The sequence below is a fragment of the Bradyrhizobium sp. Ghvi genome (assembly GCF_900115265.1).
Lineage (GTDB): Bacteria > Pseudomonadota > Alphaproteobacteria > Rhizobiales > Xanthobacteraceae > Bradyrhizobium.
The window spans coordinates 658,855-683,031 of sequence record NZ_FOVU01000004.1 but is presented as its reverse complement, the minus strand read 5'-3'; the positions used below and the strand labels follow the sequence as shown (position 1 = coordinate 683,031).

At 63.3% G+C, this 24,177-nt stretch carries 32 protein-coding genes; 11 read left to right on the top strand and 21 right to left on the bottom strand.

Features of this window, described 5'->3' with window-relative positions; translation table 11 throughout:
- Positions 1–158: 158 nt before the first annotated feature.
- Positions 159–434 carry a DUF3303 domain-containing protein gene (locus tag BM374_RS18825; RefSeq protein WP_027572360.1) on the top strand — a complete coding sequence of 92 codons (276 nt, stop codon included), beginning with the start codon at positions 159–161 and terminating at the stop codon, positions 432–434.
- Between the two features lie 340 nt (positions 435–774).
- Here the strand turns inward: BM374_RS18825 and BM374_RS37950 are convergent, their stop codons facing one another.
- The 8 genes from BM374_RS37950 to BM374_RS18795 form a co-directional block, all read right to left on the bottom strand.
- Positions 775–1,014, bottom strand: coding sequence for a hypothetical protein (locus BM374_RS37950; protein ID WP_143270215.1), 240 nt, complete (start codon positions 1,012–1,014; stop codon positions 775–777).
- Positions 1,015–1,103: 89 nt separating this feature from the next.
- Positions 1,104–1,235: a hypothetical protein gene (locus BM374_RS39985; protein WP_283807085.1), complete on the bottom strand. Its 132-nt coding sequence runs from the start codon at positions 1,233–1,235 to the stop codon at positions 1,104–1,106.
- A 10-nt stretch (positions 1,236–1,245) separates the two neighbouring features.
- Entirely contained in the window at positions 1,246–1,395 is a 150-nt protein-coding gene (locus tag BM374_RS18820; RefSeq protein ID WP_007609497.1) for a hypothetical protein, read from the bottom strand.
- Positions 1,396–1,466: 71 nt separating this feature from the next.
- Entirely contained in the window at positions 1,467–1,934 is a 468-nt protein-coding gene (locus BM374_RS18815; RefSeq protein WP_092294699.1) for a hypothetical protein, read from the bottom strand.
- An 86-nt stretch (positions 1,935–2,020) separates the two neighbouring features.
- Entirely contained in the window at positions 2,021–2,842 is an 822-nt protein-coding gene (locus BM374_RS18810) for a tetratricopeptide repeat protein (RefSeq protein WP_177248410.1), read from the bottom strand.
- A gap of 32 nt (positions 2,843–2,874) precedes the next feature.
- Positions 2,875–3,558, bottom strand: coding sequence for a substrate-binding domain-containing protein (locus BM374_RS18805; RefSeq protein WP_092294697.1), 684 nt, complete (start codon positions 3,556–3,558; stop codon positions 2,875–2,877).
- A 19-nt stretch (positions 3,559–3,577) separates the two neighbouring features.
- Complete coding sequence (locus BM374_RS18800; protein ID WP_177248393.1) at positions 3,578–4,279, bottom strand: GrlR family regulatory protein; 702 nt, start codon at positions 4,277–4,279, stop codon at positions 3,578–3,580.
- 198 nt (positions 4,280–4,477) lie between these two features.
- Complete coding sequence (locus BM374_RS18795) at positions 4,478–5,512, bottom strand: glutamine synthetase beta-grasp domain-containing protein (protein WP_092294693.1); 1,035 nt, start codon at positions 5,510–5,512, stop codon at positions 4,478–4,480.
- Between the two features lie 536 nt (positions 5,513–6,048).
- Between BM374_RS18795 and BM374_RS18785 the strand changes: the two genes are divergently transcribed.
- Positions 6,049–6,252: a DUF2735 domain-containing protein gene (locus BM374_RS18785; protein ID WP_092294691.1), complete on the top strand. Its 204-nt coding sequence runs from the start codon at positions 6,049–6,051 to the stop codon at positions 6,250–6,252.
- Between the two features lie 112 nt (positions 6,253–6,364).
- Here the strand turns inward: BM374_RS18785 and BM374_RS18780 are convergent, their stop codons facing one another.
- A complete protein-coding gene (locus BM374_RS18780; RefSeq protein WP_092294689.1) occupies positions 6,365–6,673 on the bottom strand; it encodes an MliC family protein in 309 nt (102 codons plus the stop codon).
- Positions 6,674–6,744: 71 nt separating this feature from the next.
- Between BM374_RS18780 and BM374_RS18775 the strand changes: the two genes are divergently transcribed.
- Both BM374_RS18775 and BM374_RS18770 read left to right on the top strand, forming a co-directional pair.
- On the top strand, positions 6,745–7,503 hold the full coding sequence (locus tag BM374_RS18775) for a tyrosine-protein phosphatase (protein WP_092294687.1): 759 nt from the start codon (positions 6,745–6,747) through the stop codon (positions 7,501–7,503).
- A 23-nt stretch (positions 7,504–7,526) separates the two neighbouring features.
- On the top strand, positions 7,527–8,207 hold the full coding sequence (locus BM374_RS18770) for an SDR family oxidoreductase (RefSeq protein ID WP_092294685.1): 681 nt from the start codon (positions 7,527–7,529) through the stop codon (positions 8,205–8,207).
- Here the strand turns inward: BM374_RS18770 and BM374_RS18765 are convergent, their stop codons facing one another.
- Positions 8,208–8,555: a GrlR family regulatory protein gene (locus BM374_RS18765; RefSeq protein WP_057757757.1), complete on the bottom strand. Its 348-nt coding sequence runs from the start codon at positions 8,553–8,555 to the stop codon at positions 8,208–8,210.
- Positions 8,556–8,682: 127 nt separating this feature from the next.
- Between BM374_RS18765 and BM374_RS18760 the strand changes: the two genes are divergently transcribed.
- Positions 8,683–9,369, top strand: coding sequence for a DUF2161 domain-containing phosphodiesterase (locus tag BM374_RS18760; protein WP_092294683.1), 687 nt, complete (start codon positions 8,683–8,685; stop codon positions 9,367–9,369).
- Positions 9,370–9,464: 95 nt separating this feature from the next.
- The gene (locus BM374_RS18755) at positions 9,465–9,770 is read left to right on the top strand and encodes a hypothetical protein (protein ID WP_092294681.1); all 306 of its coding nucleotides are present in this window, start codon (positions 9,465–9,467) and stop codon (positions 9,768–9,770) included.
- Between the two features lie 72 nt (positions 9,771–9,842).
- Here BM374_RS18755 and BM374_RS18750 read toward each other — a convergent pair whose 3' ends face one another.
- The 7 genes from BM374_RS18750 to BM374_RS18720 form a co-directional block, all read right to left on the bottom strand.
- Positions 9,843–10,448: a GNAT family N-acetyltransferase gene (locus tag BM374_RS18750; protein WP_092294679.1), complete on the bottom strand. Its 606-nt coding sequence runs from the start codon at positions 10,446–10,448 to the stop codon at positions 9,843–9,845.
- A 152-nt stretch (positions 10,449–10,600) separates the two neighbouring features.
- Positions 10,601–10,999: a PaaI family thioesterase gene (locus tag BM374_RS18745; RefSeq protein ID WP_092294677.1), complete on the bottom strand. Its 399-nt coding sequence runs from the start codon at positions 10,997–10,999 to the stop codon at positions 10,601–10,603.
- A gap of 304 nt (positions 11,000–11,303) precedes the next feature.
- Entirely contained in the window at positions 11,304–12,506 is a 1,203-nt protein-coding gene (gene kynU, locus BM374_RS18740; protein ID WP_092294675.1) for a kynureninase, read from the bottom strand.
- An 8-nt stretch (positions 12,507–12,514) separates the two neighbouring features.
- Positions 12,515–13,354 (bottom strand): tryptophan 2,3-dioxygenase, encoded by an 840-nt coding sequence (gene kynA / locus BM374_RS18735; RefSeq protein ID WP_092294673.1) that lies wholly within the window; start codon positions 13,352–13,354, stop codon positions 12,515–12,517.
- 33 nt (positions 13,355–13,387) lie between these two features.
- On the bottom strand, positions 13,388–14,197 hold the full coding sequence (locus BM374_RS18730) for a hormone-sensitive lipase (protein ID WP_092295034.1): 810 nt from the start codon (positions 14,195–14,197) through the stop codon (positions 13,388–13,390).
- Positions 14,198–14,475: 278 nt separating this feature from the next.
- Positions 14,476–15,753: an ArgE/DapE family deacylase gene (locus BM374_RS18725; protein ID WP_092294671.1), complete on the bottom strand. Its 1,278-nt coding sequence runs from the start codon at positions 15,751–15,753 to the stop codon at positions 14,476–14,478.
- Between the two features lie 53 nt (positions 15,754–15,806).
- Entirely contained in the window at positions 15,807–16,532 is a 726-nt protein-coding gene (locus BM374_RS18720; RefSeq protein WP_092295033.1) for a pyridoxamine 5'-phosphate oxidase family protein, read from the bottom strand.
- Positions 16,533–16,607: 75 nt separating this feature from the next.
- On the opposite strand from BM374_RS18720, the gene pdxR reads away from it, so the two are divergent.
- Positions 16,608–18,077, top strand: coding sequence for a MocR-like pyridoxine biosynthesis transcription factor PdxR (pdxR, locus tag BM374_RS18715; RefSeq protein WP_092294669.1), 1,470 nt, complete (start codon positions 16,608–16,610; stop codon positions 18,075–18,077).
- A gap of 68 nt (positions 18,078–18,145) precedes the next feature.
- Entirely contained in the window at positions 18,146–18,403 is a 258-nt protein-coding gene (locus BM374_RS18710) for a DUF6719 family protein (protein WP_092294667.1), read from the top strand.
- A gap of 84 nt (positions 18,404–18,487) precedes the next feature.
- Here the strand turns inward: BM374_RS18710 and BM374_RS18705 are convergent, their stop codons facing one another.
- From BM374_RS18705 to BM374_RS18695, 3 genes are read right to left on the bottom strand one after another with little or no spacing between them, the layout of a single operon-like run.
- Positions 18,488–18,853 carry a hypothetical protein gene (locus BM374_RS18705; protein ID WP_092294665.1) on the bottom strand — a complete coding sequence of 122 codons (366 nt, stop codon included), beginning with the start codon at positions 18,851–18,853 and terminating at the stop codon, positions 18,488–18,490.
- 33 nt (positions 18,854–18,886) lie between these two features.
- Entirely contained in the window at positions 18,887–19,222 is a 336-nt protein-coding gene (locus tag BM374_RS18700; protein ID WP_092294663.1) for a hypothetical protein, read from the bottom strand.
- Positions 19,223–19,281: 59 nt separating this feature from the next.
- A complete protein-coding gene (locus BM374_RS18695) occupies positions 19,282–19,830 on the bottom strand; it encodes a CreA family protein (RefSeq protein WP_092294661.1) in 549 nt (182 codons plus the stop codon).
- A 208-nt stretch (positions 19,831–20,038) separates the two neighbouring features.
- Between BM374_RS18695 and BM374_RS18690 the strand changes: the two genes are divergently transcribed.
- From BM374_RS18690 to BM374_RS18680, 3 genes are all read left to right on the top strand, one after another.
- A complete protein-coding gene (locus BM374_RS18690) occupies positions 20,039–21,640 on the top strand; it encodes a L,D-transpeptidase family protein (RefSeq protein WP_092294659.1) in 1,602 nt (533 codons plus the stop codon).
- Positions 21,641–22,038: 398 nt separating this feature from the next.
- Complete coding sequence (locus tag BM374_RS18685; protein ID WP_092295032.1) at positions 22,039–23,049, top strand: polysaccharide deacetylase family protein; 1,011 nt, start codon at positions 22,039–22,041, stop codon at positions 23,047–23,049.
- A gap of 7 nt (positions 23,050–23,056) precedes the next feature.
- Positions 23,057–23,608 (top strand): dihydrofolate reductase family protein, encoded by a 552-nt coding sequence (locus BM374_RS18680; RefSeq protein ID WP_177248392.1) that lies wholly within the window; start codon positions 23,057–23,059, stop codon positions 23,606–23,608.
- A gap of 3 nt (positions 23,609–23,611) precedes the next feature.
- Here the strand turns inward: BM374_RS18680 and BM374_RS18675 are convergent, their stop codons facing one another.
- The gene (locus BM374_RS18675) at positions 23,612–24,064 is read right to left on the bottom strand and encodes a DoxX family protein (RefSeq protein WP_092294657.1); all 453 of its coding nucleotides are present in this window, start codon (positions 24,062–24,064) and stop codon (positions 23,612–23,614) included.
- Positions 24,065–24,177: the final 113 nt, after the last annotated feature.

The window sequence follows — 24,177 nt, the reverse complement described above, 5'->3', positions numbered from 1 at the left end:
CTGGTTCAGTACGACCTGCCATATCCACCTTGGCGCCACCTCATCGACACGCCGAGCAGGTGGCCAAAGATCCAAAATCGATACTTGCAAGCGTCTCAGTTCGTGATTGAATTCGCACCGCCGTAAGGCGAATGGGTTATTTCAGATTGGAGATTGCAATGAAGTACATCTCAAGCTGGAAGTTGCCGCCGAATCTGATCGATTCCGCCATCGAGAAATTTTTGAAGACAGGGGGCGCGCCACCCGAGGGCGTGAAGATGCTTGGCCGCTGGCACGGAATGAATGGGACAGGCTTTGCAATCTCGGAAAGCAACGACCCGAAGGCCATGTACCAATGGTACGCCCAATGGGCGAATGTGATGGAAATCACCGTTACGCCTTGCGTTGAAGATGCCGAAGCCGGTCCAATCTTGGCTGCCTTGGCAAAGCAGTGACGAGCTCGGAGCGGCCGGCACACCCGGCCGCTCCATTGGTCGCACGTCCGCTTCGCGCCAAGAGCCATCGTCGCCGGGTCGCAGTTCGCTCCATAGGCTACTCTGGCGTTGGGCCGATTTGCTCTGGGTGCTATCTTTCGATGACATCAGTCCGTTAGGGCTGATGCGGCGGGTGGGTGATCAGGCTTACGGACTGCCGCCTGCCATTTGGAAGTTGGAATACTTTAGCCATAGGCCCCGCCTCCGGACGCATTTCAAAGTCGGCCGGGGAATATTCATTTGAGCTTTTTCCCTCCGTTCTTCCCATTGACTCGGAGGCGGGCTTTTTCTGTCCAACGCTTTAGAAAAAGCCATTCGCCATGTCTCCTTTTAGAAGCCGCACCAGGTGCGCGGCAGGCAATGACGGTTCAAGCGCAAGGCGAGTTTGTCGGAAGATTGCGGCTTCCAGCCACTGGATAGCCTGCATCATTCCCTTCGCGGGCAACGTCCGCTCAATGCGCAGCCCGCGATGTCTTGCAGCACCAGCCGAAGCTGAAGATGGTCGCGCCGAAGCGGATATGTCCGCGACATCGCGTTTCATTTTCGCCCGATCCCACCAGCCGGCAGCTAGCAGCGAACTCATTGGATCAGTCGCAGCAATTCTGCCGCCGTGAACGAACCAACGACGCCCTAGGGCATCGCATCCGCCCTGCCCTCCAGCAGGATGGTCGATCCCCCGGTGCGGTCGCGCAGCTTGATCGTGGTGACGTCGGCCCCATCAACGGCCGAAAGTTGGGATCGACTTTCTGACTCGGCCGACATTCGCCAGGCATCAGTGCCGCTTGAAATACTGCACCTCGCGCTCGTGCTTTTCGGCGGCCGCGCGGCTTTTGAACGTGCCGAGGTTGCGGCGCTTGCCGGTCTTGGGATTCACCTTGCGCGAATAGAGCCGGTATTCACCCGATGCGAGCTTGCGGATCATGGTTGCGCCTCCTGTCGTGCCTTGCAGATCAACCCGCTTCGCACGCGCAGCGTTCCGTCACGGCTTGGCGGTCAAGGCTTGGCCTGCGGCGCGAACTGCTGGTTGGCGAAAGGCTGCGGATCGGAGGGAACCTTCATCACGACGAAGCTGCGTCCCATCGAGCGGTGGCATGAATTGCAGCCCTCGGTCAGATCACCCATGACTTTCGCGAATTTGCGGCCGTCCTTTGCTGCGATCGCATCGGATGTCGCTTGCAGCGACGGCTCCAGCGTCGTGACGTTGCTGATGGGGATGCCGGAATAGAGCAAGGCGGCCTCGATCAGGCTCGCCTTGAGCTGCCGCAGCTCGTAGGCGGCAAGCTCCCAGTTCTGGGCCTTACCGGCCAGCGTGAGCTTTTGATGGCGCGTCTGCGCGGCGCTCATGATGTCGCCGAGCTGCGGCACGTACTGGTCCGCCGTCGGCGACTTGAGATCCTGCGCCGCCACCGCCGTCGCAGCCGCCAACCCGCCCAATACCAACATCCAATGCCGCAGTGTCATCGCACGTCTCCATTCCAATGGAGACGCAATCTAGGCCGGCCGGGCCGCGCCACCTTGCGCTCGATCAAGACCGGCGGCGCAGTCCGCTAGAAGCACAGCGTGGTGACGAGCTTGCCCTGCTTGTCCTTGATCGCGTAGGGACAGCGCAGCCGCTCCAGCGCCTTCTTGGCGTCCTCGTCGCCGAGCGCGGCGGCGCGCTCGTAATAGGCCTTGGCGGCGTCCTTGTCCTTCGGGCCGCCGCGGCCCCCTTCCGCGAAGGCGCCCATCCGCTCCAGCGCGCCGGGATGGTTTTGCGCCGCCGCCTTCTCGAACAGCGCGCGCGCCGCGACGTCGTCCTTCTCGCCGCCATTGCCGCTCGCGAGCATCAGGCCGAGCTGGTACTGCGCCTCCGCATTGGTCTCGGCAGCCCTGCCCAGCAGCGCGCGCGCCTGCGCCGGATCGGCCGGCGCACCGCCGCCGGCACTGCCGAGCGCAGCGAGATTCGAGACGCCGCGGGGATTACCCGCTTGCGCCGCCTTCTCGAACAATTGGCGCGCCTGCGCCTCGTCCTTGGCGACGCCTGAGCCGGTGCCGTAGGCGACGCCGAGCTCGACCATCGCCGCGCTGGAGCCCTTGTCGGCGGCCTTGCGCCAGGCGGCGATCGCCTCCGCCGTCTGCCGGTTGGCGGCATAGGCACGGCCGAGCGCGAATATCGCGCGGCGCGAGGAGCCCGCCGCCTGCCTGCAGAACTTGATGGCGGTCGCAATGTCCGAGGCTGCGATGTCGGGCACGCCCTTCACGTCGGCCGGCTTGTCGGGGTCGCTTGGGTCGGCGGCGACGCGGTCGCACAGGACGAGGTCGGCCGATTGCGCATGCGCTGCGATGGGCGCGGCAAGGGCGAGGAGCATGGCACAGAGGTAAGTTCGCATGGCCATCACGTTGCGTCCGCGTGCCGGCGATTTCAAGGCTCGAGTCCCGATTGCCGCAGCACCGGCACGACTTCGGCAGATGCCAGATAGCGCAACAGTCGGTCGGCAGCATCAGCCTGCTTCGCATTCACCATGCGGCCGGCGGAGAACACCGCGGGCGTCTGCAAGTCGTGCGGCACCGGGCCGATCACCTCTATGCCGCCGACCTGCTTCAGCTCGCTGATCTGCTGCACGGCGAGGTCAGCCTCGCCGCTGACGAGCCGCTCCGCGGTAAAGCCCTGCTCGACGATGGTGGCCTTGGCGTTGATCTCGTCCGCAATCCCCATCCGCACGATCAGCTGGGCGAAGTACACCCCGCTCGCACCGAGGCGCGAATAGGCGACCGACCGCGCCGCTAGCAAGGTCTTGCGCAGCGCGGCCTCGGTGGCGATATCGGGATGCGGAGCGCCTTTCCGTACGGCAAGGCCGACATAGGACCGCGCGAGATCTGCCGCGGTGCCTTCGACAACGCGGCCCTCGCCGATCAGCTCATTGAGCCCTTCCCGCGTGAGGATCACGAGATCGGCGCCCTCGCCCGCGCGCATTCGCTTGAGCAGCGCCAACGTTGGCGCGAAGTCGGCATCGACGTGAATGCCTGTTGCGGCCTCGAAGGCGGCGGACAGGCTGCGCATCGCGCCCATCAGGCCGAGCGTCGAGAGCATGCGAACTTTTTCCATGGGCGATGTCCCGTCGCGATCAGGCGCGATGCATCAGTTTGAGCGCGGCGGTCAGGCGCAGGCTGCGCTTACCGGCCAGCGCTGTTGCCTCCAGCACGGCCTCTTCGCCGTCATAGCTGCCGGAGAAGCCGATGCCGACCTCGTGGCCGCCGAAGATCGGATCGTCCTTGGCGGGCGTGTGCTCCTGGTTGAGGATCTGTCCCTTCCAGCGGCCGTTCGCAGCGGTGTAGCTGCCGAGATAGTAGAACGAGGCATCGCCGCCGAGGATACGGCCTGCGTTGAGCAGCATCACGCCGGTCAGCCCGCCATCGACGCCGTCGAGCATACGCAGATTAATCGAGTAGAGACCATCGATGATGCCGCTTTGGCCAACCCCACCGGCGATCGACACTTCTTCCTCCGTGATCGGCGTCATCACCGACTGGAACGGCACACCCGGCAGCTCCTTCAGCTCGCCCTTGAAGCGGTAGAGATCACCGTCGGCAAAACCCTTCGCGATCAAGGTCGCATCGTCGGTGCCGGCCATGGCGCGGTAGTTCGGATCGGGGTTGTGGCGGACGGTCTTGATGACGGTGTCAACCCCGTCAGCGGTCTTCTCATACGTGCCGATATGGGCGAACGCCGAGTTGCCGCCGAGCATCTTGCCATTGCCGGCATGCATCACGCTCCGGCCGATGGCATCGCCGAGCTGAAATCGCACCTTGTAGAAGCCTTCAAACACCAGCCGTGTCCCCGGCCCGCGCATCCTGCGGGCACTCTATCCCGGTTTCGCCTGGGAAGGACAGGCGTCAGACCGGCTTGGCCGCCAGACCCAGAACAACCACGGTCATACAAATGCAAAAATCCGCCGGAGCCTCGCAGCTCCGGCGGATTTGAAAGCCAACCCGGGCCCAGCCCCCCAACCCGGGCCGGGAGGATCTTAGGCCGCGGCCTTCTTGTCGGTCGGCACAGACGCGATCGTCTTCAGGATCTGCGAAGCGATCTGGTATGGGTCGCCCTGCGAGTTCGGACGGCGGTCTTCCAGATAGCCCTTGTATCCATTGTTGACGAAGGAGTGCGGAACGCGGATCGACGCGCCGCGATCAGCCACGCCGTAGCTGAACTTGTTCCACGGGGCGGTCTCGTGCTTGCCGGTCAGACGCTTGTCGTTGTCAGGACCGTAGACGGCGATGTGATCCATCAGGTTCTTGTCGAAGGCGGCCATCAGCGCCTCGAAATACTCCTTGCCGCCCACCGTGCGCATGTACTCGGTGGAGAAGTTGGCGTGCATGCCGGAGCCGTTCCAGTCGGTGTCGCCGAGCGGCTTGCAGTGGAATTCGATGTCGATTCCGTACTTCTCGGTGAGGCGCAGCATCAGATAGCGGGCCATCCACATTTCGTCAGCGGCCTTCTTGGAGCCCTTGCCGAAGATCTGGAATTCCCACTGGCCCTTGGCGACTTCCGCGTTGATGCCTTCATGGTTGATGCCGGCGGCAAGGCAGAGGTCGAGGTGCTCTTCGACGATCTTGCGGGCGACGTCGCCGACGTACTTGTAGCCAACGCCGGTGTAGTACGGGCCCTGCGGTGCGGGATAGCCGTGCTCGGGGAAGCCGAGCGGACGGCCGTCCTTGTAGAAGAAGTATTCCTGCTCGAAGCCGAACCAGGCGCCGGCGTCGTCGAGGATGGTGGCGCGCTTGTTCGACGGATGCGGGGTCTTGCCATCGGGCATCATGACTTCGCACATCACCAGCACGCCGTTGGTGCGGGCGCCGTCCGGGAAGACAGCAACCGGCTTCAGCACGCAATCCGAGCTGTGGCCCTCGGCCTGCTGGGTGGAGGAGCCATCGAAGCCCCAGAGCGGAAGCTGCTCGAGCGTCGGGAACGACGCGAATTCCTTGATCTGAGTTTTGCCGCGCAAATTCGGAGTCGGCGTATATCCGTCGAGCCAGATGTACTCGAGCTTATACTTGGTCATTGAGCCTCTCTGTAGATGATGCGAAAGGTGGGGTTGAGAGCCCCGCACGTTTGTACCCGGCCATCATCGGCCGGCGCTTTATAAGCATTTTGCGTGCCAAAAAGCCGCAGCGCGGCCGCTTTACCACCCGGACCGGGGCTGGAGCCGCCGGTCAAAAAACCTCCACCGCGAGGTGCGTCATAGGCGCGCACCTTCCCGTGAAGCTGCACTGCAAAAATCCCGCGGAAATCGCCTGATTCCGGAGCAAGCAGCCTCCGCCCGGAGGCTGCCGATGAAACGCGCATCAACGTCCGGCAACTTCTGCAAAGCCGTCGGGCCCTGCCTAGCAACCTTTGGAATGGCCCAAGCGTTGGTCACTGACATCGTGCCTTGGGGGATGCAAAAGCTCGACTGCCCATAAATTAGGCTGAAACTGATTTAGTTTTCAGCACTTTCCAATTCGGGATGCGCGGCCGATATGGGGACTCCAGTAACCACATCAGAACGAGTCGGGCGCACGATGGAGGCAAAGTCGCCTCGGCCAAGGAGCAATCGCAATGATGTACAATGGTCTGAGTCACGGAACGGCAACGATCTATCAATTCCCCGTCGGGGGCCGCGCGGCTCTCGCTGGACGCCGCTATGGCGAGACCCGCCTTCCCGCCGATCACGCTTCGCTTCCCGCGAACGTCTCGATTTGCAGCGATAGCTGGTATCATCAGGACGCGGTCGACGAAGCAAAGCCTAAATGGGATCGCTGATGCCGATGTCGGGTTTGAGGCCGCCGCGCTCCTTCAAGAGCGGACGGACATTTGAAAAAGGGTCGAAACAACGACGTTTCGATCCTTTTTGATTCCGGACCCGATAGCCTCGTCAGATCACGCTGCAGGCCGTGACCGGCCTCTTCAGATGCTTGACCGTGGCGGCTCCGGCCTTGCCGATCCTGAGCGTGATGCCCGCCCCCGAATACCGCGCGCCCGAAACCGTCAGCCGCTTGGCGAGCGTCACCGGCTCGCCATCGATCTGAAGGAAGGCGCGGGTATCGTCATCATAAAACCCCACGATGAACTGCGTACCATCGACACAATGGTAGTTCCGGAATGTCTGCGCATTGGCCTGCCCCGCGCCAGTCATTCCGGCCAGCATTGCTATCCCCAAAAGAACGGCCTTGTGCCGATCCATGATCGCCCCCTGTAATAGACATCAAGGACGCCCTCAGTGCGTCCGGCGGAACCATAACCCAAGCTGAGCCCATGCAAGACCCTTCGCTCAAGGACTCCCCTGCCCGTCACCTCGCTTTGCAAGGCGCCAGCAATTTTCGCGATCTCGGCGGCTACGTCACACATGATGGCCGCACCACGCGCTGGCGCCACATCTTCCGCTCCAACCATCTCGGCCAGCTCACCGCCGCCGACGTCGAGATCGTCCGCGCGCTCGGCGTGAGAAGCGCGTTCGACTTCCGCGGCGTCGAGGAGCGTGCAACCGGCATCTGCGCCGTGAGCGAGATCACCGTGCATTCGCTGCCGATCGAACCGACGGTTGTCGCCGCGCTCCGCGCCGAACTCGTCAGGGGCGCACTGACTGGACCGGTCGCGCTCGAGCTCATGCGCGAGTCCTACCGCAACTATGTCCGCCACAACACGCACAGTTTCCGCGCGCTGTTCGGCCATCTCCTGGAAGACCGCGCGCCGCTCGTGATCCATTGCACCGCCGGCAAGGACCGCACCGGTTTTGCCAGCGCCCTGATCCTGCATGCGCTGGGCGTGCCGGATGATGTCATCGCGGAGGATTATCTGCTGACCAACCGCCACTACAAGCGCGACGTGTCGAGCGTCTCCGATCTCCCCGCCGACGTCCTCGACGCCATCGGCTTGGTCGAGACGTCCTATCTCGATGCCGCCTTCGATGCTGTCAGCCGCGACTATGGCGATCTCGAAACCTATTTGCGCGACGGCCTCAAGCTTGGCACGGTCGAACGAACCGCGCTGAGGGAACGCTATCTGCAATCATAGGCGGCCGCGTCGGGAGATTGATGATGCAAGGCAAGGTTCTGATCGTGACCGGCGCGCTGGGCGCGCTTGGCAAGGTGGTATCCGAGATCGCGCTGGCGCGCGGCGCGCGGGTCGCCGGCATCGATCACGCGCCCTCTCAAACACCGGCGACGGCCGAGCGGATCGAGATCGGGGGCGTCGACCTGTCCGACGCGGTGCAGGCGAAGGCGGCGGTCGAGGCTGCCGCAAGGCATTTCGGCAGACTGGATGCCTTGGTCAACATCGCGGGCGGTTTCGTCTTCGAGACCATTGGCGACGGCGACATCAAGACATGGCAGCGCATGCATGCGCTGAACGTGCTGACCGCCCTCAACACCTCGCACGCGGCTTTACCGCATCTTGCCGTGTCGAAGGCAGGCCGCATCGTCAATATCGGCGCGATGAGCGCTCTCCAGGCCGGGTCCGGCATGGGTCCCTACGCCGCATCGAAAGCAGGCGTGCACCGTCTCACCGAGGCACTGGCCAGCGAGTGGAAGGGCAAGGTCACGGTCAACGCGGTGCTGCCGTCGATCATCGACACCAAGGCCAACCGCGCCGACATGCCGAAAGCGGACTTCAGCAAATGGGTGACGCCGCAGGAGCTTGCCGAGGTGATCCTGTTCCTGATCAGCGACGCCGCGAGCGGCGTCACCGGTGCGCTCATTCCGGTGAGCGGACGGGTGTGATCAATCCGGCACCAGCAGCCGCAGATTGCCCTTGAAACGGATGCTCTGCTTGCCGGCCAGCGCGATGCCCTCACCATAGGCAGTCTCATCGGTGTAGGTGCCGCTGAAGCCGATGGTCACGACCTTGCGGCCCCACACCGGACGCTCGTCGAACGAGGGCGAATGTTCCTCGTTGGTCAGCTCGCCTTTCCACTTGCCGTCCGCAGACGTGTAGCTGCCATAAGCGAAGAAGAAAGAATCCCCGCCGCGCATGGTACCGTCGCGCAGCACCATGACGCCCTGATTGCCGCCCTGGACGCTATCCAGGAACTCAATCCGGATATGATAGAGCCCATTCCTGATCGTCATCGCCGCAAACGCCCTGTTCCCCACACCGAGATATAGCTGGCTTGGCCGCGTGCGGGCAAATGCGATCAGCCCAGAGTCCAATCCGGGCTAGACTCCCCGCAACTGATTCTCCGATCGGACACTCGCCGTGGAAACCGCCCTCTATCTCCCCGTCAAACGATTCCTCGAAGGCCTCGGCTTCGACGTGAAGGGCGAGATTCGCGGCTGCGATCTCGTGGGCCTGAGCGCCGGCGATCCGCCCGTGGTGGTGATCGGCGAGCTCAAGCTCGCCTTCAATCTCGAACTGATCCTGCAGGCGGTCGATCGCGCACCGGCCGGCGACGAGATCTGGATCGCGGCAAGAATATCGGCGCGCGGCAAGGGACGCGAGAGCGATGCCCGTTATCGCAATCTCTGCCGTCGACTCGGCTTCGGTATGCTCGGGGTGACCGAGAACGGCCAGGTCGAGGTGCTGGTGAAGCCGCCGACGGCAGCCCCGCGTCGCGAGCCGAAAACGCGCTCGCGGCTCGTGGCCGAGCATCAGCGCCGCCAGGGCGATCCCGCGCTCGGTGGCAGCACCCGCGCACCGATCATGACCGCCTACCGGCAGCAGGCGCTGGCCTGCGCATCCGAGCTCGCAGCGGGCCCGCGGCGCGTGCGCGAACTGCGCGAGCGCTGTCCCGATGCCGGCAAGATCTTGCTTAACAATGTGTATGGCTGGTTCGAGCGTGCCGACCGGGGAATCTACGGACTGACCGAGGCGGGACGTGCGGCGCTGAAGCGTTGGCCGCAGCAACGGGCAGAGGTGAATGCCGGTGTTACGTCACCGCCATGACACCTGACCGGTGCATAGCTGAGATGCCATACCAATTTCATATTGCAATGCAACATTCAGGGCACTAGGTATCCCGGCATCAAAACGAGGCCGCTATGAGCGCAGACTGGAATACCAAATATGGCACGCGCCGCGTCCGCCATGATCCGCCCACTCTGGACGAGGCGATCTTCGCCGCTGTCGGCATCACCGACGATCACGAGCAGCAGGCCGAGATCGCTGCCGCGCTGATGGGGATGCCGCTCGAAATCGTTCAGGCCGAGGTCAAGAAGCAGGCTCGCACCAACAGCCGCATCACTGCCACGCGCGTGATCGCCGGCGAACAGGGTGCACAGCGCTCGGTGGTGGTGGAACGCCGCGTCGTTCGCCGCTTCGGCAACGACAAACGCACCGGAACCTGAACACTCATTTCTTCGGATCAACAAAAAGCGGACCGGCCTCTCGCCGGTCCGCTTTTTGATTCAGGCTGCAATTCAAGCCGCGCGATGGCCATACATGCTGGAGATCAGCTTCCAGCAGGTGGAGTTGAAGCTGAGAAGCGCGCGGCCAGCCTTGAATGGCGCTGCTGCGAGATCGGCAAGCTCGTCCTCGGCCGTCTTGGTAAGGTCGATTGTGCCGGTGGATTCGCCATGGCGGAAAACGAGATGCGCGCCAAACTTCCTCGCGAGCGCGCGCATGGCATGATTCTCCGCGCCCGTGGTGATGCGCAGGCTCTTGTAGCCCTTCCAGCGCGCTTCCGCGATCAGACGGCTGAACAGTACGGTGCCGACATTCTGCCGGCGCGAGGAGGCTTCTACGCTGAAGGCGACTTCGGGTAGCGAATCGCCCTCCGGCGGATGCAGCTCGGCCGCACCACGGACCACGCCATCGACGATGTAGGCAGCGATGACAGTGCCGTCTTCGGCACAGCGGGCTGCGTAACGCTCGATGAAGCTATCGTCGAGAAAACCGTTGAAACGATCATGCCGGCTTTCGGCGTCAAGCCGCAGCAGGTGATCGCGCAATAGTGGCAATTCTTCCTGCTGGATCAGGGTCCGCACGTAACCCGGGGCGGTGCGGACAGTGTCTTCAAGTACCACGTCAAAACTCCTCTTGGTGTCCCTCGAGGAGGCGTTCGAATCCCTAGAGTCCCAATATTGTGCGACGCAATAATTTTTTCAAGATGGGAACCCGCCCAAGTTTGAGGCAGCGTAAACGACTAATTCATTAACAAAATCAAGGCCCGGTAGTCTTACAGGACCAGCTGCGTTTGGGTCACCAATGCGACCAGCTTGCCGTCCTCAGTTTCAAGCCGGGTGGTCCAGACCTGGGTCCGGCGGCCCCGATGGACCGGGGTGGCGATTGCGATGACAGTCGTTCCTTCCTTCGCCCCGCCGATGAAATTGGTCTTGCTCTCCAGCGTGGTCGTGCCCTTCGCGTCCTCCGGCAGGTTGATCACGGTTGCTGCCGCGCCGACGGAATCTGCAAACGCCATCACCGCGCCGCCATGGATGGTGTGATGGAGGGTGCAGAGATCGGGCCTGACCGTCATCCGCGCGACCACGCGGTCCTTCTCAGCTTCGACGAACTCGACGCCCTTGAGCTCGGCGAACGGCATCTTCATCGCTTTAACTTTCTCGAGCGGCGTCATCAGATCTCCTCCCAATTCCTTGTTGTCCCAGCGTGAATGGCTTCGCGCGCTAACGCAATGACGTCTGAAGTCATGGCCGTGCATTTGGAGCCACCGTAGCTGCGCTACGGAGTGAACACGCCAACGCGACCCCAGTTCTCGTGTCCCGGACGCGTTCGCTCTTGCGTTGCTGCGCTGAGCCGGGACCCATCTCGCAACGTACCCGATCAGCAACCTGGGCCCCGGCTCTGCAGCGCACCGCACCGGACGATGCTTCGCATCGCCGGGGAAGCGCTGCGCCGCGTCCGGGGCACGGCTCGCAGCTTCACGTCACCGCATTCACCACCTGATATTCCGGTCGCCGCCACACCTCGCCCTTGATCACCTCCTCGATGATCTCGGCCGCCCGCACGATCTCGCTTTCACCAATATACAGCGGCGTGATCCCGAACCGCATGATGTCAGGCGCGCGGAAATCGCCGATCACGCCGCGGGCGATGAGGGCCTGCATGGCGGCGTAACCGCCCTCGAAGGCAAAGGAGACCTGGGAGCCGCGGCGCTCGTGTGGACGCGGGGTGACCAGCCTCAGCGACGGGCAGCGGCGCTCAACTTCCGCAATCAGCAGATCGGCAAGCCCCAACGAGCGGGCGCGGACTTCATTGATGTCGACGCGATCCCAGATATCGAGCGACGCCTCCAGCGCGGCCATCGCCAGCACCGGCGGCGTGCCCACGCGCATGCGCTCGACGCCGCCGGCGGCCGCATAGGCAAGCTCGAATGCGAAGGGTTTTGCATGGCCCATCCATCCGGACAATGCAGCGCGCGCATCGTCGGCATGGCGCGGCGAGACGTAGAGGAAGGCGGGCGCGCCCGGGCCGGCGTTGAGATATTTGTAGGTGCAGCCGGCGGCGAAATCGACGCGACAGCCGGCGAGATCGACCGGTAGCGCGCCGGCCGAATGGGCGAGATCCCAGACGGTCACGATCCCCAGCGCATGCGCCGTCGCGGTCAGTTTCGCCATGTCGTGGCGGCGGCCGGTGCGGTAGTCGACCTCGGTGATGTAAAGCACTGCAATTTCATCCGACAGCGCGCCCTCGATCTCCTCCGGCGCCACCAGGCGCAATTGATGGCCCCGCCCGAGCGTCGCGATCAGGCCTTCGGCCATGTAAAGGTCGGTCGGGAAATTGCCGGTGTCCGACAAAACGACTTTGCGTGAGGCGTTCATATCGAGCGCTGCGGCCAGCGCCTGATAGACCTTGAGCGACAGCGTATCGCCCACCATCACGGAGCCGCCTTCCGCGCCGATCAATCGCGCGAGACGGTCGCCGACATGGCGCGGCTGGGCATACCAACCCGCACTGTTCCAGGCGCGGATCAGCTCATTGCCCCACTCGGCTGTAATCACGCGGTTGACGCGTTCGGCAACGCCCAGCGGCAGCGCGCCGAGCGAATTGCCGTCGAGATAGATCACGCCGTCCGGCAAATGGAACAGCGCTTTGGTGTCGTCGTAGACGCGATATCCGGTCATGAGCAATTCTACAGAATGGTACGGACGCGCCAGAGCTCGGGGAACAACTCGACCTCGAGCATGCGCTTGAGATAGCTGACGCCGCCGGTACCGCCGGTGCCGCGCTTGAAGCCGATGACGCGTTCAACCGTGGTCACGTGGTTGAAGCGCCAGCGCCGGAAATAATCCTCGAAATCGACCAGCTTCTCGGCGAGCTCGTACAACATCCAGTGCGTCTCCGGCGCCTCATAGACGATTCGCCAGGCCTGCAGCACGCCTTCGCTGAAGCTGTGTGTCTCGCGGACGTCGCGCGCCAGCACCGCGGCCGGCATCGTCAGCCCGTGTCGATCGGCGAGCCGCAGCACCTCGTCATAGAGGCTCGGGGTCGCGAGCTCGGCTTCGAGCAGCTTTGTCGTTTCGACGTCGTGCGCGTGCGGCTTCAGCATGGCGTGATTGCGGTTGCCAAGCAGATATTCGATCAGCCGGTACTGACGCGACTGAAAGCCGGAGGACTGGCCGAGCTGGGAGCGGAAGCGCGTATATTCGCTTGGCGTCATCGTGCGCAGCACGTCCCAGGCATTGTTGAGCTGCTCGAAGATACGCGACATGCGCGCCAGCATTTTCATCGCGGGCTGCACCTCGTCTTTGGCGATGGCGCGTCGCGCGGCGCTGAGCTCGTGGATGGCAAGGCGCATCCAAAGTTCGGTGGTCTGATGCTGGATGATGAACAGCATCTCGTCGTGCGCCTCCGACAGCGGATGCTGCGCGCCGAGAATGGCGTCGAGCGCCAGATAATCACCATAGGACATGCGCCGTGCGAAATCGGTCTCGGCGCCTTCGCTTGAGGGATCATAATCGCTGGATGTCATAACAGACCTCTCGATCGATCATCCCTGCCCTCGCTAGTCGAGACCGATCAGGCGCGCGGTGATCTGCGACGACGGGTCCTTCAGCCCGTCGATCACGGTGAAATGGTTGAGCCCGGGCTCGACGACGAGGCGGGTCGGCACGTCGAAACCAGTCCAGATATTGGCCATCAGGTCGGACTGACGGATGAATTCGGGCCGCTCGCCACCTCCAACCCAGGCGGTGACAGGCGAATGCCCGCGCGGCAGATGCAGCGCCGCGCTTTCGAGGCTCGCCTCCTCCAAGGTCATCCGCAGCGTCTCGTTCATCTTGGTCTTGAGCAGCGGCCGCAGATCGTGCAAGCCGCTGATAGAAAGCGTACCTGCAATGCGGTTGAAGACGGAAGGTTCGAGCCCGCTGTCGTCGCACAGCATGCGCGTGACGAGATGGCCGCCGGCGGAATGCCCGGCGAGCCGGATCGGTCCCGTAACGAGTGAGGCCGCTTTCGTGATCGCGGCAGACATCTCCGCAGTGATGTCGGAGATACGCGCGGCCGGTGTCAGCGTGTAACTCGGCAAGCACACCGTCCAGCCATGATGTCGCGCGCCTTCGGCGAGATCTGTCCAGGTCGATTTGTCGAAGCGCATCCAGTAGCCGCCGTGCACGAACACGACGAGACCCTTGCTATCACCATCAGGCGGGACGAGGTCGAAGCGCTGACGCTCACCGGAGCCGTAGGCGATGTCTGCGCGAAAGCCTTTCAGAGCGGCACGGTAAGCCGCCGCCCGCTCCGCCCATTGCGCCGGCATCTTGTCCGAGCCCGGGATATGGGCCGAATTGGCGTAAGCATCATCCCAATCGCGCATGGTGTCTCCCTGGGTGGACTCGGCAGTCCAGCGCCAGTCTGCCACCAGAGCCGGCGGCATCCTAGTCTTTATTTTAAGCTTAAAGGAATTGGGGGCGCTTATGCATGACGCAAGCGCCGAGTGCTCGGTGCGTTCCCCGGGCGCATCGCAGCGTGCAACGATGCGCTGCTGAACCGGGGTCCAGTGCCTGGGACGACATGGGTCCCGGCCCTGCGGAGCACCACTCGGACCAACGCTTCGCGTCGTCCGCGCGCTGCACCGCGTCCGGGACAACGAAACTACGCCTTCTCCACCCCGCACCATTCCGCGATGAACAGCGCCATTGCCTTGGTCGTCTTCTTGAGCGACTCCAGATCGACAAACTCGTTGAAGCCGTGCATCTCGCCGCCGCTGGCGCCGAAGCACAGGCTCGGAATGCCGTGGTTGAGGCCATAGAAGCGGGTGTCGGTGAGCGCGGTGAAGACCAGGTCCTCGACCGCGCCGCCATAGACCTTGTTGAACGCCTTGCCGAATGCGGCTTCCGGCGCGGCGGCGTCGGTCAGTTCATAACCTTCCGACAGGAAGCCCGACCACTCGACCTCGGGCGGGTTGTTGGCGAGGAAGCGGTGGTCGCGCGAGGCCGCTGCAACGCAGGCCAAAATCTCCTTCTGGTGGTCGGCGACCGACCAGCCCGGCAGGATGGCGATACGGCAGTCGACATCGCACCAGGCAGGCACGCTGGAGGCCCAGTCGCCGCCCTTGATGATCCCAGGGTTGAAGTTGATCGGGTGGTTGAGCGTCTTGAAGTGACGATCCGCCTTGGCACGCTCGTTCCACTCGGTCTCGAGCTTCTGCAGGGCATGGATCAGATGATATGCTGCCATGATCGCATTGGAGCCTGAGCCGGCAAACGCGACGTGGGTCGGATGGCCCTTCACGCGCAGCCGAAACCAGATCACGCCGACCTGCGAGCGCACCATCTTGCCGGAGGTCGGCTCGGGGATGAAGCAGGCGTCGGCACGATAGCCGCGCTGCAGTGTCGAGAGCGCGCCAACCCCGGTGCTCTCCTCCTCGATCACCGACTGGAAGTGAATCCGCGCCGTCGGCTTGAGCCCAGCGGCCTTGATCGCATCAAGTGCATAGAGCGCGCCAATGGTGCCCGACTTCATGTCGCAGGCGCCGCGGCCGAACATCTTGCCGTCCTTGATGACGGGCGAGAATGGCGGCGTGTCCCACAATTCCAAGGGACCCGCCGGCACCACGTCGCAGTGGCCCTGGAGGATCAGCGATTTGCCGGCTTCGCTCGCCGGACGATAGGTGCCGACAACCGAACGGGCCTTGGAGAAATCATGCTCGATCGGCCCGAAGCCGCGCAGATCCTTCAAGTCGTCGACATTGATGTGCCAGTCGTCGACCTCGTAGCCGCGCGCGCGGAGGAGGTCGCCGATCATATCCTGGCACGGTCCCTCCGCGCCGCGAGTCGAGGGGATCGCGACGAAATCGCGCGTGGTCGCAAGCTGGGCTTCGAAGCCGGCATCGACGGCGTCAAGAATCCTCTGCTGCGTTTCGGCATTCATCAGGCAACTCCGGGCATCCAAATGGTCAAAGGGTGCGCGCAAGCTAGCCGATTTCAGCCGTTCGGGTACTCCTCAAAATAAGCATCCCGCAATGCATCTTCGAGCAGTCGACCTTCCGAATATCCATTCAGCGTCGCGGGCCGGCTCACGCCGTCGAGCAGCCGCGGGCACGGCTCCGGCGCGCCGAGGACGGTTCGCACCGGAATGCGCTCGGCGTAGATTGGCAACTCGTAGTCCTCATCGTCGTCGGCGACACCCTTGGCGCGGATTTTTGCAGAGGCCTCCTCGAACTCCATCGCGATGAAGGAGGTCGCCTTGATCTCCTGGACGTTGCTCGCCCGCAGGATGGCAGTGCGCCCCGGAAAGAAGCGATCGACCATCGCGATCACCGCGCGTTCTTTCTCCGCGGGGTCGGTGACGAGGTAGGCCGTGCCGAACGCCATCACCGCGCGATAGTCAGCCGAGTGATTGAAGCCGCAGCGCGCCAGCACGAGGCTGTCGAGATGGGCAACCGTCAGGCAGACGCGCTCACCTTTGGTCTGGTTACGCAGCATGCGGCTCGCGCTGGAGCCGTGCCAATAGAGCCTGGTCCCCTCGCGCCAGAAGAACGTCGGCGTGCAATAGGGCTGTCCGTCGATGACATAGGAGACGTGACACAGCATCGAGGAGTCCAGGATGCGATGAACGGTGGCGTGATCGTAGAAGCCGCGGTCGTGCCGGCGCTTCACCTGATTGCGCGCTGATCTCGGATAGACGCTTTGGCTTTCGGTCTGGCTCACGGCCGCTCCTGTCGGGACTGGAAGAATTCCGGAGCAGTTGTAGCGGCCCATTTGGTCTGCGATAGTGCCAATTCCATGCAAAAATTTCCGACCAATTCCACCTCGACGGGCAAAGCTGAATTGCCGCTGGATTTCACCGGCCCGCATATCACCCCGGGCGCCTCCTCGGCGCACCGGCTGTACCAAGCGCTGTGCGAGATAATCGTCTCTGGCCTGGTCAAGTCAGGCGAGCCGCTGCCGCCGTCGCGCATCCTGGCCAAGCAGACCGGCTTCCGGCGCAACGCCGTCGTCGCGGCCTATGAACGTCTGATCGCCGACGGGTTTGCAGAAGCCACCGTCGGCTCCGGCACCTTCGTTGCCGCGCGCATACCCGCACGCGCCGCCGCACCGAAGAAGCCGAAAGCGACTGTCGAGACCCCCAGGCAAGGCGCGCTCTCGCTTGGCTGCACCCATATCGACGAGCGCGCGGTTCAGCGTTTTCGTGCCTTCATCGGTCGGCGGATGCGGTCGTTCGGCGCCGAGCATCTGCATTATGGCGATCCGCGCGGCAGCCGCGAGTTGCGTGTCGCCATTGCCGATCATCTGCTATCGGCACGAGGGCTGCGCTGCGACCCCGACCAGATCATGCTGACGTCGGGCACGCTGCACACGCTGCGCATCGCGCTCGGCGCGATCCTGAAGACCGGCGATCAGGTCTGGTGCGAGGACCCCGGCTATCCCATCGCACGCAGGACCATCGCGCAATGCGGCTATCGCGCCGTGCCCGTTCCCCTCGACGCGCACGGCCTGCAAGTCGACCGGGGCCGCACGGTCGCTCCGGCTGCGCGCGCGGCCTATGTGACGCCCTCGCATCAGTTTCCGCTGGGGGTGCAGATGTCGATGCCGCGCCGGCTCGAGCTGCTGGACTGGGCCAAGCAGGCGGACGCCTTCGTATTCGAGGACGATTACGACAGCGAATTCCGCTATGACGGCGCGCCCTTGATGTCGCTGGCCGGGATCGATCGCCTCCAGCGCGTGATCTACATGGGCACGTTTGCCAAGACGCTGTTTCCAGGCCTGCGCATCGGCTATTGCGCCCTGCCCGAGCGCCTGATCGGTGGCGTCACGGCCGCGCGCGCCGCGCTGGATCGCTTTCCCGGCACGTTGATGGAAGGCGCGGTCGCCGACATGCTCAATTCCGGCGCGTTCGCGGCGAATTTGAAGCGTGTCCGAAAACTCTATCGTGAGGCGCGCGATGCGCTGGCGGAGACGCTTGAAGCAGCTTCGGATGGCGCGCTGTCGGTTCCGATGCCGTCACAGGGCCTGCATCTCGTGGCACAGTTCGATCCGTTGGTTGCTCCAGCCGTTGCGGCTGAGGCGAAGCAGGCCGCAGGCACGGAAGGCTGGCTGCTCGCCGACACCTATGCGCGGACGCGGCCGCTGCCCGGTTTCGTGCTGGGATTTTCAGGTCACCCGGTTCCGCAACTGGTCGCCGCCGCGGAAAGGCTGGCGCAGGAAGCGCGCGCCGCCTTGCGCAGCAAGGGCAAATCGGTCCGGCGAGCGTGACGAAGGTTGACTATCAGAATCATCGACGGCTCTTTAACGTCGCGGCATCGATTCCAGGACCTCTTGCCATGTTTTCTGTCACGACACTCGGCCGTGCCACCTTCCTCTTGCTGCTGATGCTCACCGCTCTTGCCTCGACAGCATCAGCCACCACAGTCGGACGCGAACAGGATATCGTCGACCTCAAGCTCGGCCAGCGCGTGCAAGTGGATGACGGAACCTGCCCGGCCGGACAAATCAAGGAAGTGCGCGGTTCGAAGATGACCGACCAGGGCGTCGTGCGAACGGCCACCTGCGTGGCGCGGTTCGGCCCGAAGTCGAGGTGACGAGCATGATCCGGACCCGAAGGGCCGCGTTAGCGCAAAGCGTGAAGCGGGTTTCCGACGAGATCATGCTCAGACAATAGACCCTTAAGACTTCGCCGGATCGAACATACACTGCAAGGTCGGCTTGGCGATCTTGGTGAAGGTCGCGCCGATTTCGCTTTGTTTGGCCGCCGGCACCCAATCGGTCTCGATCGTCGGCACACCGGTCTCGCTGATACCGCGCAGCAGAGCCTCGCGCAGATCGCGATCCTCGACGACGGCCGCGGCATGATCATGCAGACAGCCGCAGACCTCTTCCGGATGCTCCCAGCGCCCGAGCATGCGCGGTGCACATTGTCGCACGAATTCGGTACGGGGATCCGGCAGTCGACTCGGCGAGCGGACCTGCGCCTGAACGGAGTTGATCGTCAGAACGGACAGGAACACTGCCGCGCAGAAACGAAGATACATGATGGCCTTGCCGGCTGATTTTCTTGTTGGTGATCAGAAGTGCGCCGCGAGGACGATGGGCTGCGGCGCGGCAGTCGTGACCGGCGAGCCGCTGTACTGGAAGGTCCCAATGCCGGGCAGATCCCCGTCCGGCGCGCCCGCGAACGAGGAACCTGCGAGCACGAAACCAAAAGCAAGGATCAAGCTGAGCGCGCGCATGGATCTCTCTCCGAATTGCGTGGCCGGCGGTACGGCGGCGTCGTTGTGATCCTGATAACCATCCGCGGTTTCTTGCGTGATGCACTCCAAGCCGAAAATGGTTTCGTTCCCGGTGAGAATTGTTTCGTCACCCGAGGCGCGACGAAATAATTCGCGGAAAACATCAATCATTTCAGACGGGACGCCCGATGATTTGAACCCGCCTGGAAACTAGCGTTCACGCAAGCGCATCACTGAGTAAAGAAGTCGCCGCACTTCTGAACGTTGGCGTCAGCCGGTCCCCAGGGCATGATCGGCACCGTCGAAGTTGAGTTCTTCGGCGATCCCTCGATCAACTTGTCCGAATAGACCATGTAGACCAGCACATTACGTTTGGCGTCGCAGCCGCGCACGATCTGCATCTTCTTGAAGAAGATCGAACGGCGCTTGCGGAACATGTCGTCGCCCTGCTCCATCTTATCCTTGAACTTGATCGGGCCGATCTGGCGGCAGGCGAGCGAGATGTCCGAGACCTCCTCGGCAAGACCCAGCCAGCCCTTGAAACCGCCCTTCTCCGGAACCGTGAAATGACAGGCCACGCCCTCGACTTCGGGATCGTCGAGGCCATAGGTCGCGAGCTTGTCGTTTGGGCTCATCCATTTGAACACGGTGGAGCGACGGAAGATCAGATCCGGTTCGTCGGCGGCAGCGGCGGACGTCGCAGGCACAACCAGTAACAACAGGAATAAAACGAAGTCTTTCAAGCAGATGCTGGAAAGACCAGGGAAACGAGATGACATGAAGTTCTCCGGTAACAAGTCCGGGCAATGTAGGCATGAGCTGGCCGATCAGGAAGGTCACGCAAGCCGGCTGCGGCCGCCGTTTACCGCTCCGTGAGGCTTTTTTGCTACGTCTTGGACAAAAGTAGCTGATGGCAGAACCGCCGTGGTGGTGAACGCGTATCCCCTCTGCGACACTAACGTCTGATTTGGATTGCGGATTCGAGGAATGAATAGCGTGAACGGGCCCCGTTTTGCTGCCGCGCCGGCACGGCTGTGGCAGGTCGCCATTTTGACGGCGGCAGGTGCGATCGGCTCGACCAGCCAGGCGGATGCTGCCTTCTTTTACACGCCGGATTATTCGGGCACGTCCTACTATTACCCGCAAGAGCGGTATCCCGAGCAGCTGCGGCAAAAGCCCCAGAAGCGCGGCTCGGCATCCGCCAGGAACAAGAAAGAGGGTGTCGTCGAGAAGGAGAGCGGCGCGAAGCCGCAAGGCCCGCTCGTAATCGTCGTCTCGATCGACCGCCAGAAGGTAACGATCTACGACTCCAACGGCGTGTTCGCGGAATCGCCGGTGTCGACCGGCATGAAGGGCCACTCGACGCCGATGGGCGTGTTCAGCGTCATCCAGAAGCACAAATTCCACCACTCCAACATCTATAGCGGCGCGCCGATGCCGTATATGCAGCGGATCACCTGGTCCGGCGTCGCCATGCACGCCGGCGTGCTGCCAGGCTATCCGGCCTCGCACGGCTGCATCCGCATGCCGATGGCGTTCGCGGTGAAGATGTGGAACTGGACCAAGATGGGCGCGCGTGTGATCGTCGTGCCCGGCCAGATGACACCGCAAAGCTTCTCGCATCCGATGCTCGCCTCGCTCCGCGTCCCGCCGCAGCCGGCCGCCAGCCTCGAGCCGACGACGAGCATCGGCGACAAGACGGACAAGGGTGGGCCGGAGACCAGGGTCGCGGACGCCAAGCCGGTCGAGACCGAATCGTTTGAGACGAAGACTGCCAGCGCTGACGGCGTGCTCGAGCTGCGCTCCACCGTCGGCCATACCGTGATGTCGGACGTGACCACCGGCAATGCGCCGGTCCGCGAGGAAGCCGCGAAGACGGACGATGCCGGCAAGGCCGCTGACACGGCGAGCACGGAAGGGAAGTCGACCGACGCTCCGAAAGCCGACGCGCCGAAGGCGGACGTCGCCTCAGAGCCTGCCAAATCCGAACCGGTCAAGGCTGACACAGCGACCGAGACAAAGTCCGACGCGGCTGTGACCGCAATCGCGCCCGCGCAAGCTGCTTCGCCGGACAAGGAAGAGCAGCCCCGCCTCGCCGAGCCCGCACCGTCCGTAAGGCCGGACCTGCCGAAGCGAACCGGCCAGATCGCAGTGTTCATCAGCCGCAAGGATTCCAAGCTCTACGTACGGCAGAACTTTGCGCCGCTGTTCGATGTGCCCGTGACGATCGCGGCAAGCGATCGACCACTCGGTACCCACGTCTTCACCGCCGAGGCCGACAAAGCCGATTCCAATTCGCTGCACTGGTCGGTGGTGTCGCTGCCCGTCGCTGTTCGCGCCGCCGCGCGCGACGAGGATGGCCGCGCTGTGCGCCGCCAGCGCGGCGCCGCCGTGATCCCCGTTGCCGCAAAGCCGGTGATCACGCCGGACAGCCCCGCCGAGGCACTGGACCGCATCACGATCCCTGCCGATGCCATGGCGAAGATCAACGAGATGCTCACCTCGGGCAGCTCGGTCATCGTCTCCGACCAGGGAATCAACCAAGGTGAGACCGGTGAAGGCACCGACTTCATCGTCCGCCTGTATTAAACCGATCACCCCGCAGATAACGCGGTGTTGAGCAGGCCGGTCGCATAGAGATCTCGAAGACTGCCGGTTACCAATACGAGATTACCTCCCCTGTTGCCGCCAATGCCGTGGTGTGGTCGGAGCAAAGGCATATCTGCTTTACGAATGGACCGGCGAGGCGCGACCGGACGGGGTTCCGCACCGGAACTTCCGCAAACAATTGATTGATCGCGATAGGCTACATCGCCGCGCCGCACGGTCTCATCAAATAGGCTTGGGCACAATTGTGGCGAACCGACAAACAGCCGTTGCAATAGCGATGGGCCACCATCTAGGCTAGGATGATCTGGGGCAGGATGGGTTTGGCCGAAGGCGAAAAGCCGCGGCGGAACAACGGGATCAATCTCGAGGACAGCACCATGCGTGTGGCGGTAGGACTGATTTTGGCAAGCGCGATGTCTGTTGCGCTGACAGGCGCGGCATGGTCGCAGACCTCAGCCGCGAAACCGGTGGCCGCGACGCCAGCCGCACCGGCGGCAACGGCGGCCGCAGCTGCGGCTCCGGCAACCGCAGCGCCCGCCGCGGCACCATCCGCTGCCTTCCCGCCACCGCCGCAACAAGCGCCGCAGCCGGCGCGCGCCGCCTGCACCAATCCGAACGCGCTGGGCGTTGCCCGCACGGTCGAGATCGACACCACAGGCGGTCCCGGCTTCGGCTTCGAGCATTTCAAGGAGCTCGACTTCCTGCGCGACAAGGAGGTCGTCCTGACCTTCGACGACGGTCCGTGGCCGCGCAACACGCCTGCCGTGCTGAAGGCGCTCGCCGACCAGTGCACCACCGGCATCTTCTTCTCGATCGGCAAGCACGCCACCTACGAGCCGGAAATCCTGAAGCAGGTCTACGCGGCCGGTCACACCATCGGCACCCACACCTGGTCGCACGCCAACCTCAACGACAAGAGGCTGAGCGAAGCACAGCGCAAGGAAGAGATCGAGAAGGGTATCAGCGCCGTGAAATGGGCGCTCGGCGGCATCTCGCCGGCGGCGTTCTTCCGCTTCCCGGCGCTGCAACATCCGCCGGAGATGGTCACCTATCTCGGCAACCGCAACGTCGCGATCTTCTCCTGCGACATCGACTCCTTCGACTTCAAGGCCTCGAAGCCCGAGAAGGTGATCGAGACCGTGATGAAGAAGCTCGACAGCAAGGGCAAAGGCATCATCTTGATGCACGACTTCCAGAAGCACACGGCAGAAGCCCTGCCCGAGCTTCTGAACCGTCTCAAGGCCGGCGGCTACAAGATCGTGGCGATGCGCGCCAAGGCGCCGGTCGCCTCGCTTCCCGAATACGACCAGGAGCTGATGAAGGACGTCAAGCTGCCGACGGTCAGCACGCGCCCGGTCAATTCCGTGGTGACGACCGTTTCCGAATAGACGTCACTTGTCTTTCAGGTTCGAAGGTTACGTCATCGTCTCGGCCGACGGCATGCTTGCCGACGCCAGCCATGTCATGCCCGACAGTCTGAAGTTCGAAGGCGACAAGCTTTTCTTCGAGCAGGCCCTCGATGGCGCCGCGCTGATCGTGCACGGCCGCCACTCGCACGAGCAGCAGCCGAACTCACCCAAGCGCAAGCGGCTGATCCTGACCCGCAAGATCAAGGCCCTCACGGTCGATCCCGAAATGCCGAACGCGACGCTGTGGAATCCTGAGCATGCGAGCTTCGAGGAGGCCTGCGCCTTTGCCGATGTCGTCTCCGGCCGCGTCGCGATCATCGGCGGCCCCGTCGTGTTCGACATGTTCATGGACCGCTACGACACGTTCTGGCTGTCGGAAGCCCCGCATGTCACGCTGCCCGGCGGCGAAGGCTGTTTCGTCGACGTGCCCAAGCGGACGCCCCACGACGTGCTGAGATCACATGGGATGAATCCGGGCACGCCTTACCTGCTCGACGCCGCGAATGATGTGACTGTTACGCCGTGGCGGCGGGATTAGCGCTTACACGTCCCCGTAGGCCGCCTCGGCCGGACGGGTGACGCGGCCATAGCCCATGATCATGAACAGCGCGCCGATGATGGAGAGATTCTTCAGCGCATCGATCACCGTGGCGGCGTTCTCGGGCGCCGTCTGATTCCAGAAATCGGAGAACAGGACCGTCGACACCGCGATGGTGATGACCATCAGCATGGCGAAGAAGCGCGCGCCGAGATTGAGCGCGATCATCAGTCCCGCAAGGATCTCGAGCCCACCGAGCGCGATCGCCAACAATTGCGGTGTGGTCATCGCGGTCGCGGTCTCCACCTGCTTCGCATAGGGTGCGATCATATCGGGCACCACGATCTTGCCGGCGATGAGATCGGCGGTCGCCTGGAGCGGGAAGAACTTGGTCGCGCCCGTGTAGATGAACAGCACAGCGAACAGGATTCGCCCGAAAGTCACGAACGCTGGCATGGTCGACCTCTTGGCAAGCGCTAAAACGCGGGACGCCGGCGGATTATGAAGAGTCCGATTGCGGTTTTCAAACGGGGAAATGGAAAGCTGCGAGTTATTCAAAAAGCGGTGGC

Excerpts from the sequence above, each read along its gene's own strand:
- BM374_RS39985 (WP_283807085.1), bottom strand. The coding sequence starts at position 1,235 with ATGTCGGCCGAGTCAGAAAGTCGATCCCAACTTTCGGCCGTTGATGGG.
- BM374_RS18745 (WP_092294677.1), bottom strand. The coding sequence starts at position 10,999 with ATGACGCCGCTCGAGAAAGTTAAAGCGATGAAGATGCCGTTCGCCGAG.
- BM374_RS18795 (WP_092294693.1), bottom strand. The coding sequence starts at position 5,512 with ATGACCAAGTATAAGCTCGAGTACATCTGGCTCGACGGATATACGCCG.
- BM374_RS18685 (WP_092295032.1), top strand. The coding sequence starts at position 22,039 with ATGCGTGTGGCGGTAGGACTGATTTTGGCAAGCGCGATGTCTGTTGCG.
- BM374_RS18725 (WP_092294671.1), bottom strand. The coding sequence starts at position 15,753 with ATGAATGCCGAAACGCAGCAGAGGATTCTTGACGCCGTCGATGCCGGC.
- BM374_RS18780 (WP_092294689.1), bottom strand. The coding sequence starts at position 6,673 with ATGGATCGGCACAAGGCCGTTCTTTTGGGGATAGCAATGCTGGCCGGA.
- BM374_RS18810 (WP_177248410.1), bottom strand. The coding sequence starts at position 2,842 with ATGCGAACTTACCTCTGTGCCATGCTCCTCGCCCTTGCCGCGCCCATC.
- BM374_RS18730 (WP_092295034.1), bottom strand. The coding sequence starts at position 14,197 with ATGCGCGATTGGGATGATGCTTACGCCAATTCGGCCCATATCCCGGGC.
- BM374_RS18755 (WP_092294681.1), top strand. The coding sequence starts at position 9,465 with ATGAGCGCAGACTGGAATACCAAATATGGCACGCGCCGCGTCCGCCAT.
- BM374_RS18820 (WP_007609497.1), bottom strand. The coding sequence starts at position 1,395 with ATGATCCGCAAGCTCGCATCGGGTGAATACCGGCTCTATTCGCGCAAG.
- kynA (WP_092294673.1), bottom strand. The coding sequence starts at position 13,354 with ATGACATCCAGCGATTATGATCCCTCAAGCGAAGGCGCCGAGACCGAT.
- BM374_RS18710 (WP_092294667.1), top strand. The coding sequence starts at position 18,146 with ATGTTTTCTGTCACGACACTCGGCCGTGCCACCTTCCTCTTGCTGCTG.
- BM374_RS18805 (WP_092294697.1), bottom strand. The coding sequence starts at position 3,558 with ATGGAAAAAGTTCGCATGCTCTCGACGCTCGGCCTGATGGGCGCGATG.
- pdxR (WP_092294669.1), top strand. The coding sequence starts at position 16,608 with ATGCAAAAATTTCCGACCAATTCCACCTCGACGGGCAAAGCTGAATTG.
- BM374_RS18775 (WP_092294687.1), top strand. The coding sequence starts at position 6,745 with ATGCAAGACCCTTCGCTCAAGGACTCCCCTGCCCGTCACCTCGCTTTG.
- kynU (WP_092294675.1), bottom strand. The coding sequence starts at position 12,506 with ATGACCGGATATCGCGTCTACGACGACACCAAAGCGCTGTTCCATTTG.
- BM374_RS18785 (WP_092294691.1), top strand. The coding sequence starts at position 6,049 with ATGATGTACAATGGTCTGAGTCACGGAACGGCAACGATCTATCAATTC.
- BM374_RS18705 (WP_092294665.1), bottom strand. The coding sequence starts at position 18,853 with ATGTATCTTCGTTTCTGCGCGGCAGTGTTCCTGTCCGTTCTGACGATC.
- BM374_RS18690 (WP_092294659.1), top strand. The coding sequence starts at position 20,039 with ATGAATAGCGTGAACGGGCCCCGTTTTGCTGCCGCGCCGGCACGGCTG.
- BM374_RS37950 (WP_143270215.1), bottom strand. The coding sequence starts at position 1,014 with ATGAAACGCGATGTCGCGGACATATCCGCTTCGGCGCGACCATCTTCA.
- BM374_RS18815 (WP_092294699.1), bottom strand. The coding sequence starts at position 1,934 with ATGACACTGCGGCATTGGATGTTGGTATTGGGCGGGTTGGCGGCTGCG.
- BM374_RS18765 (WP_057757757.1), bottom strand. The coding sequence starts at position 8,555 with ATGACGATCAGGAATGGGCTCTATCATATCCGGATTGAGTTCCTGGAT.
- BM374_RS18675 (WP_092294657.1), bottom strand. The coding sequence starts at position 24,064 with ATGCCAGCGTTCGTGACTTTCGGGCGAATCCTGTTCGCTGTGCTGTTC.
- BM374_RS18825 (WP_027572360.1), top strand. The coding sequence starts at position 159 with ATGAAGTACATCTCAAGCTGGAAGTTGCCGCCGAATCTGATCGATTCC.
- BM374_RS18770 (WP_092294685.1), top strand. The coding sequence starts at position 7,527 with ATGCAAGGCAAGGTTCTGATCGTGACCGGCGCGCTGGGCGCGCTTGGC.
- BM374_RS18695 (WP_092294661.1), bottom strand. The coding sequence starts at position 19,830 with ATGTCATCTCGTTTCCCTGGTCTTTCCAGCATCTGCTTGAAAGACTTC.
- BM374_RS18700 (WP_092294663.1), bottom strand. The coding sequence starts at position 19,222 with ATGATTGATGTTTTCCGCGAATTATTTCGTCGCGCCTCGGGTGACGAA.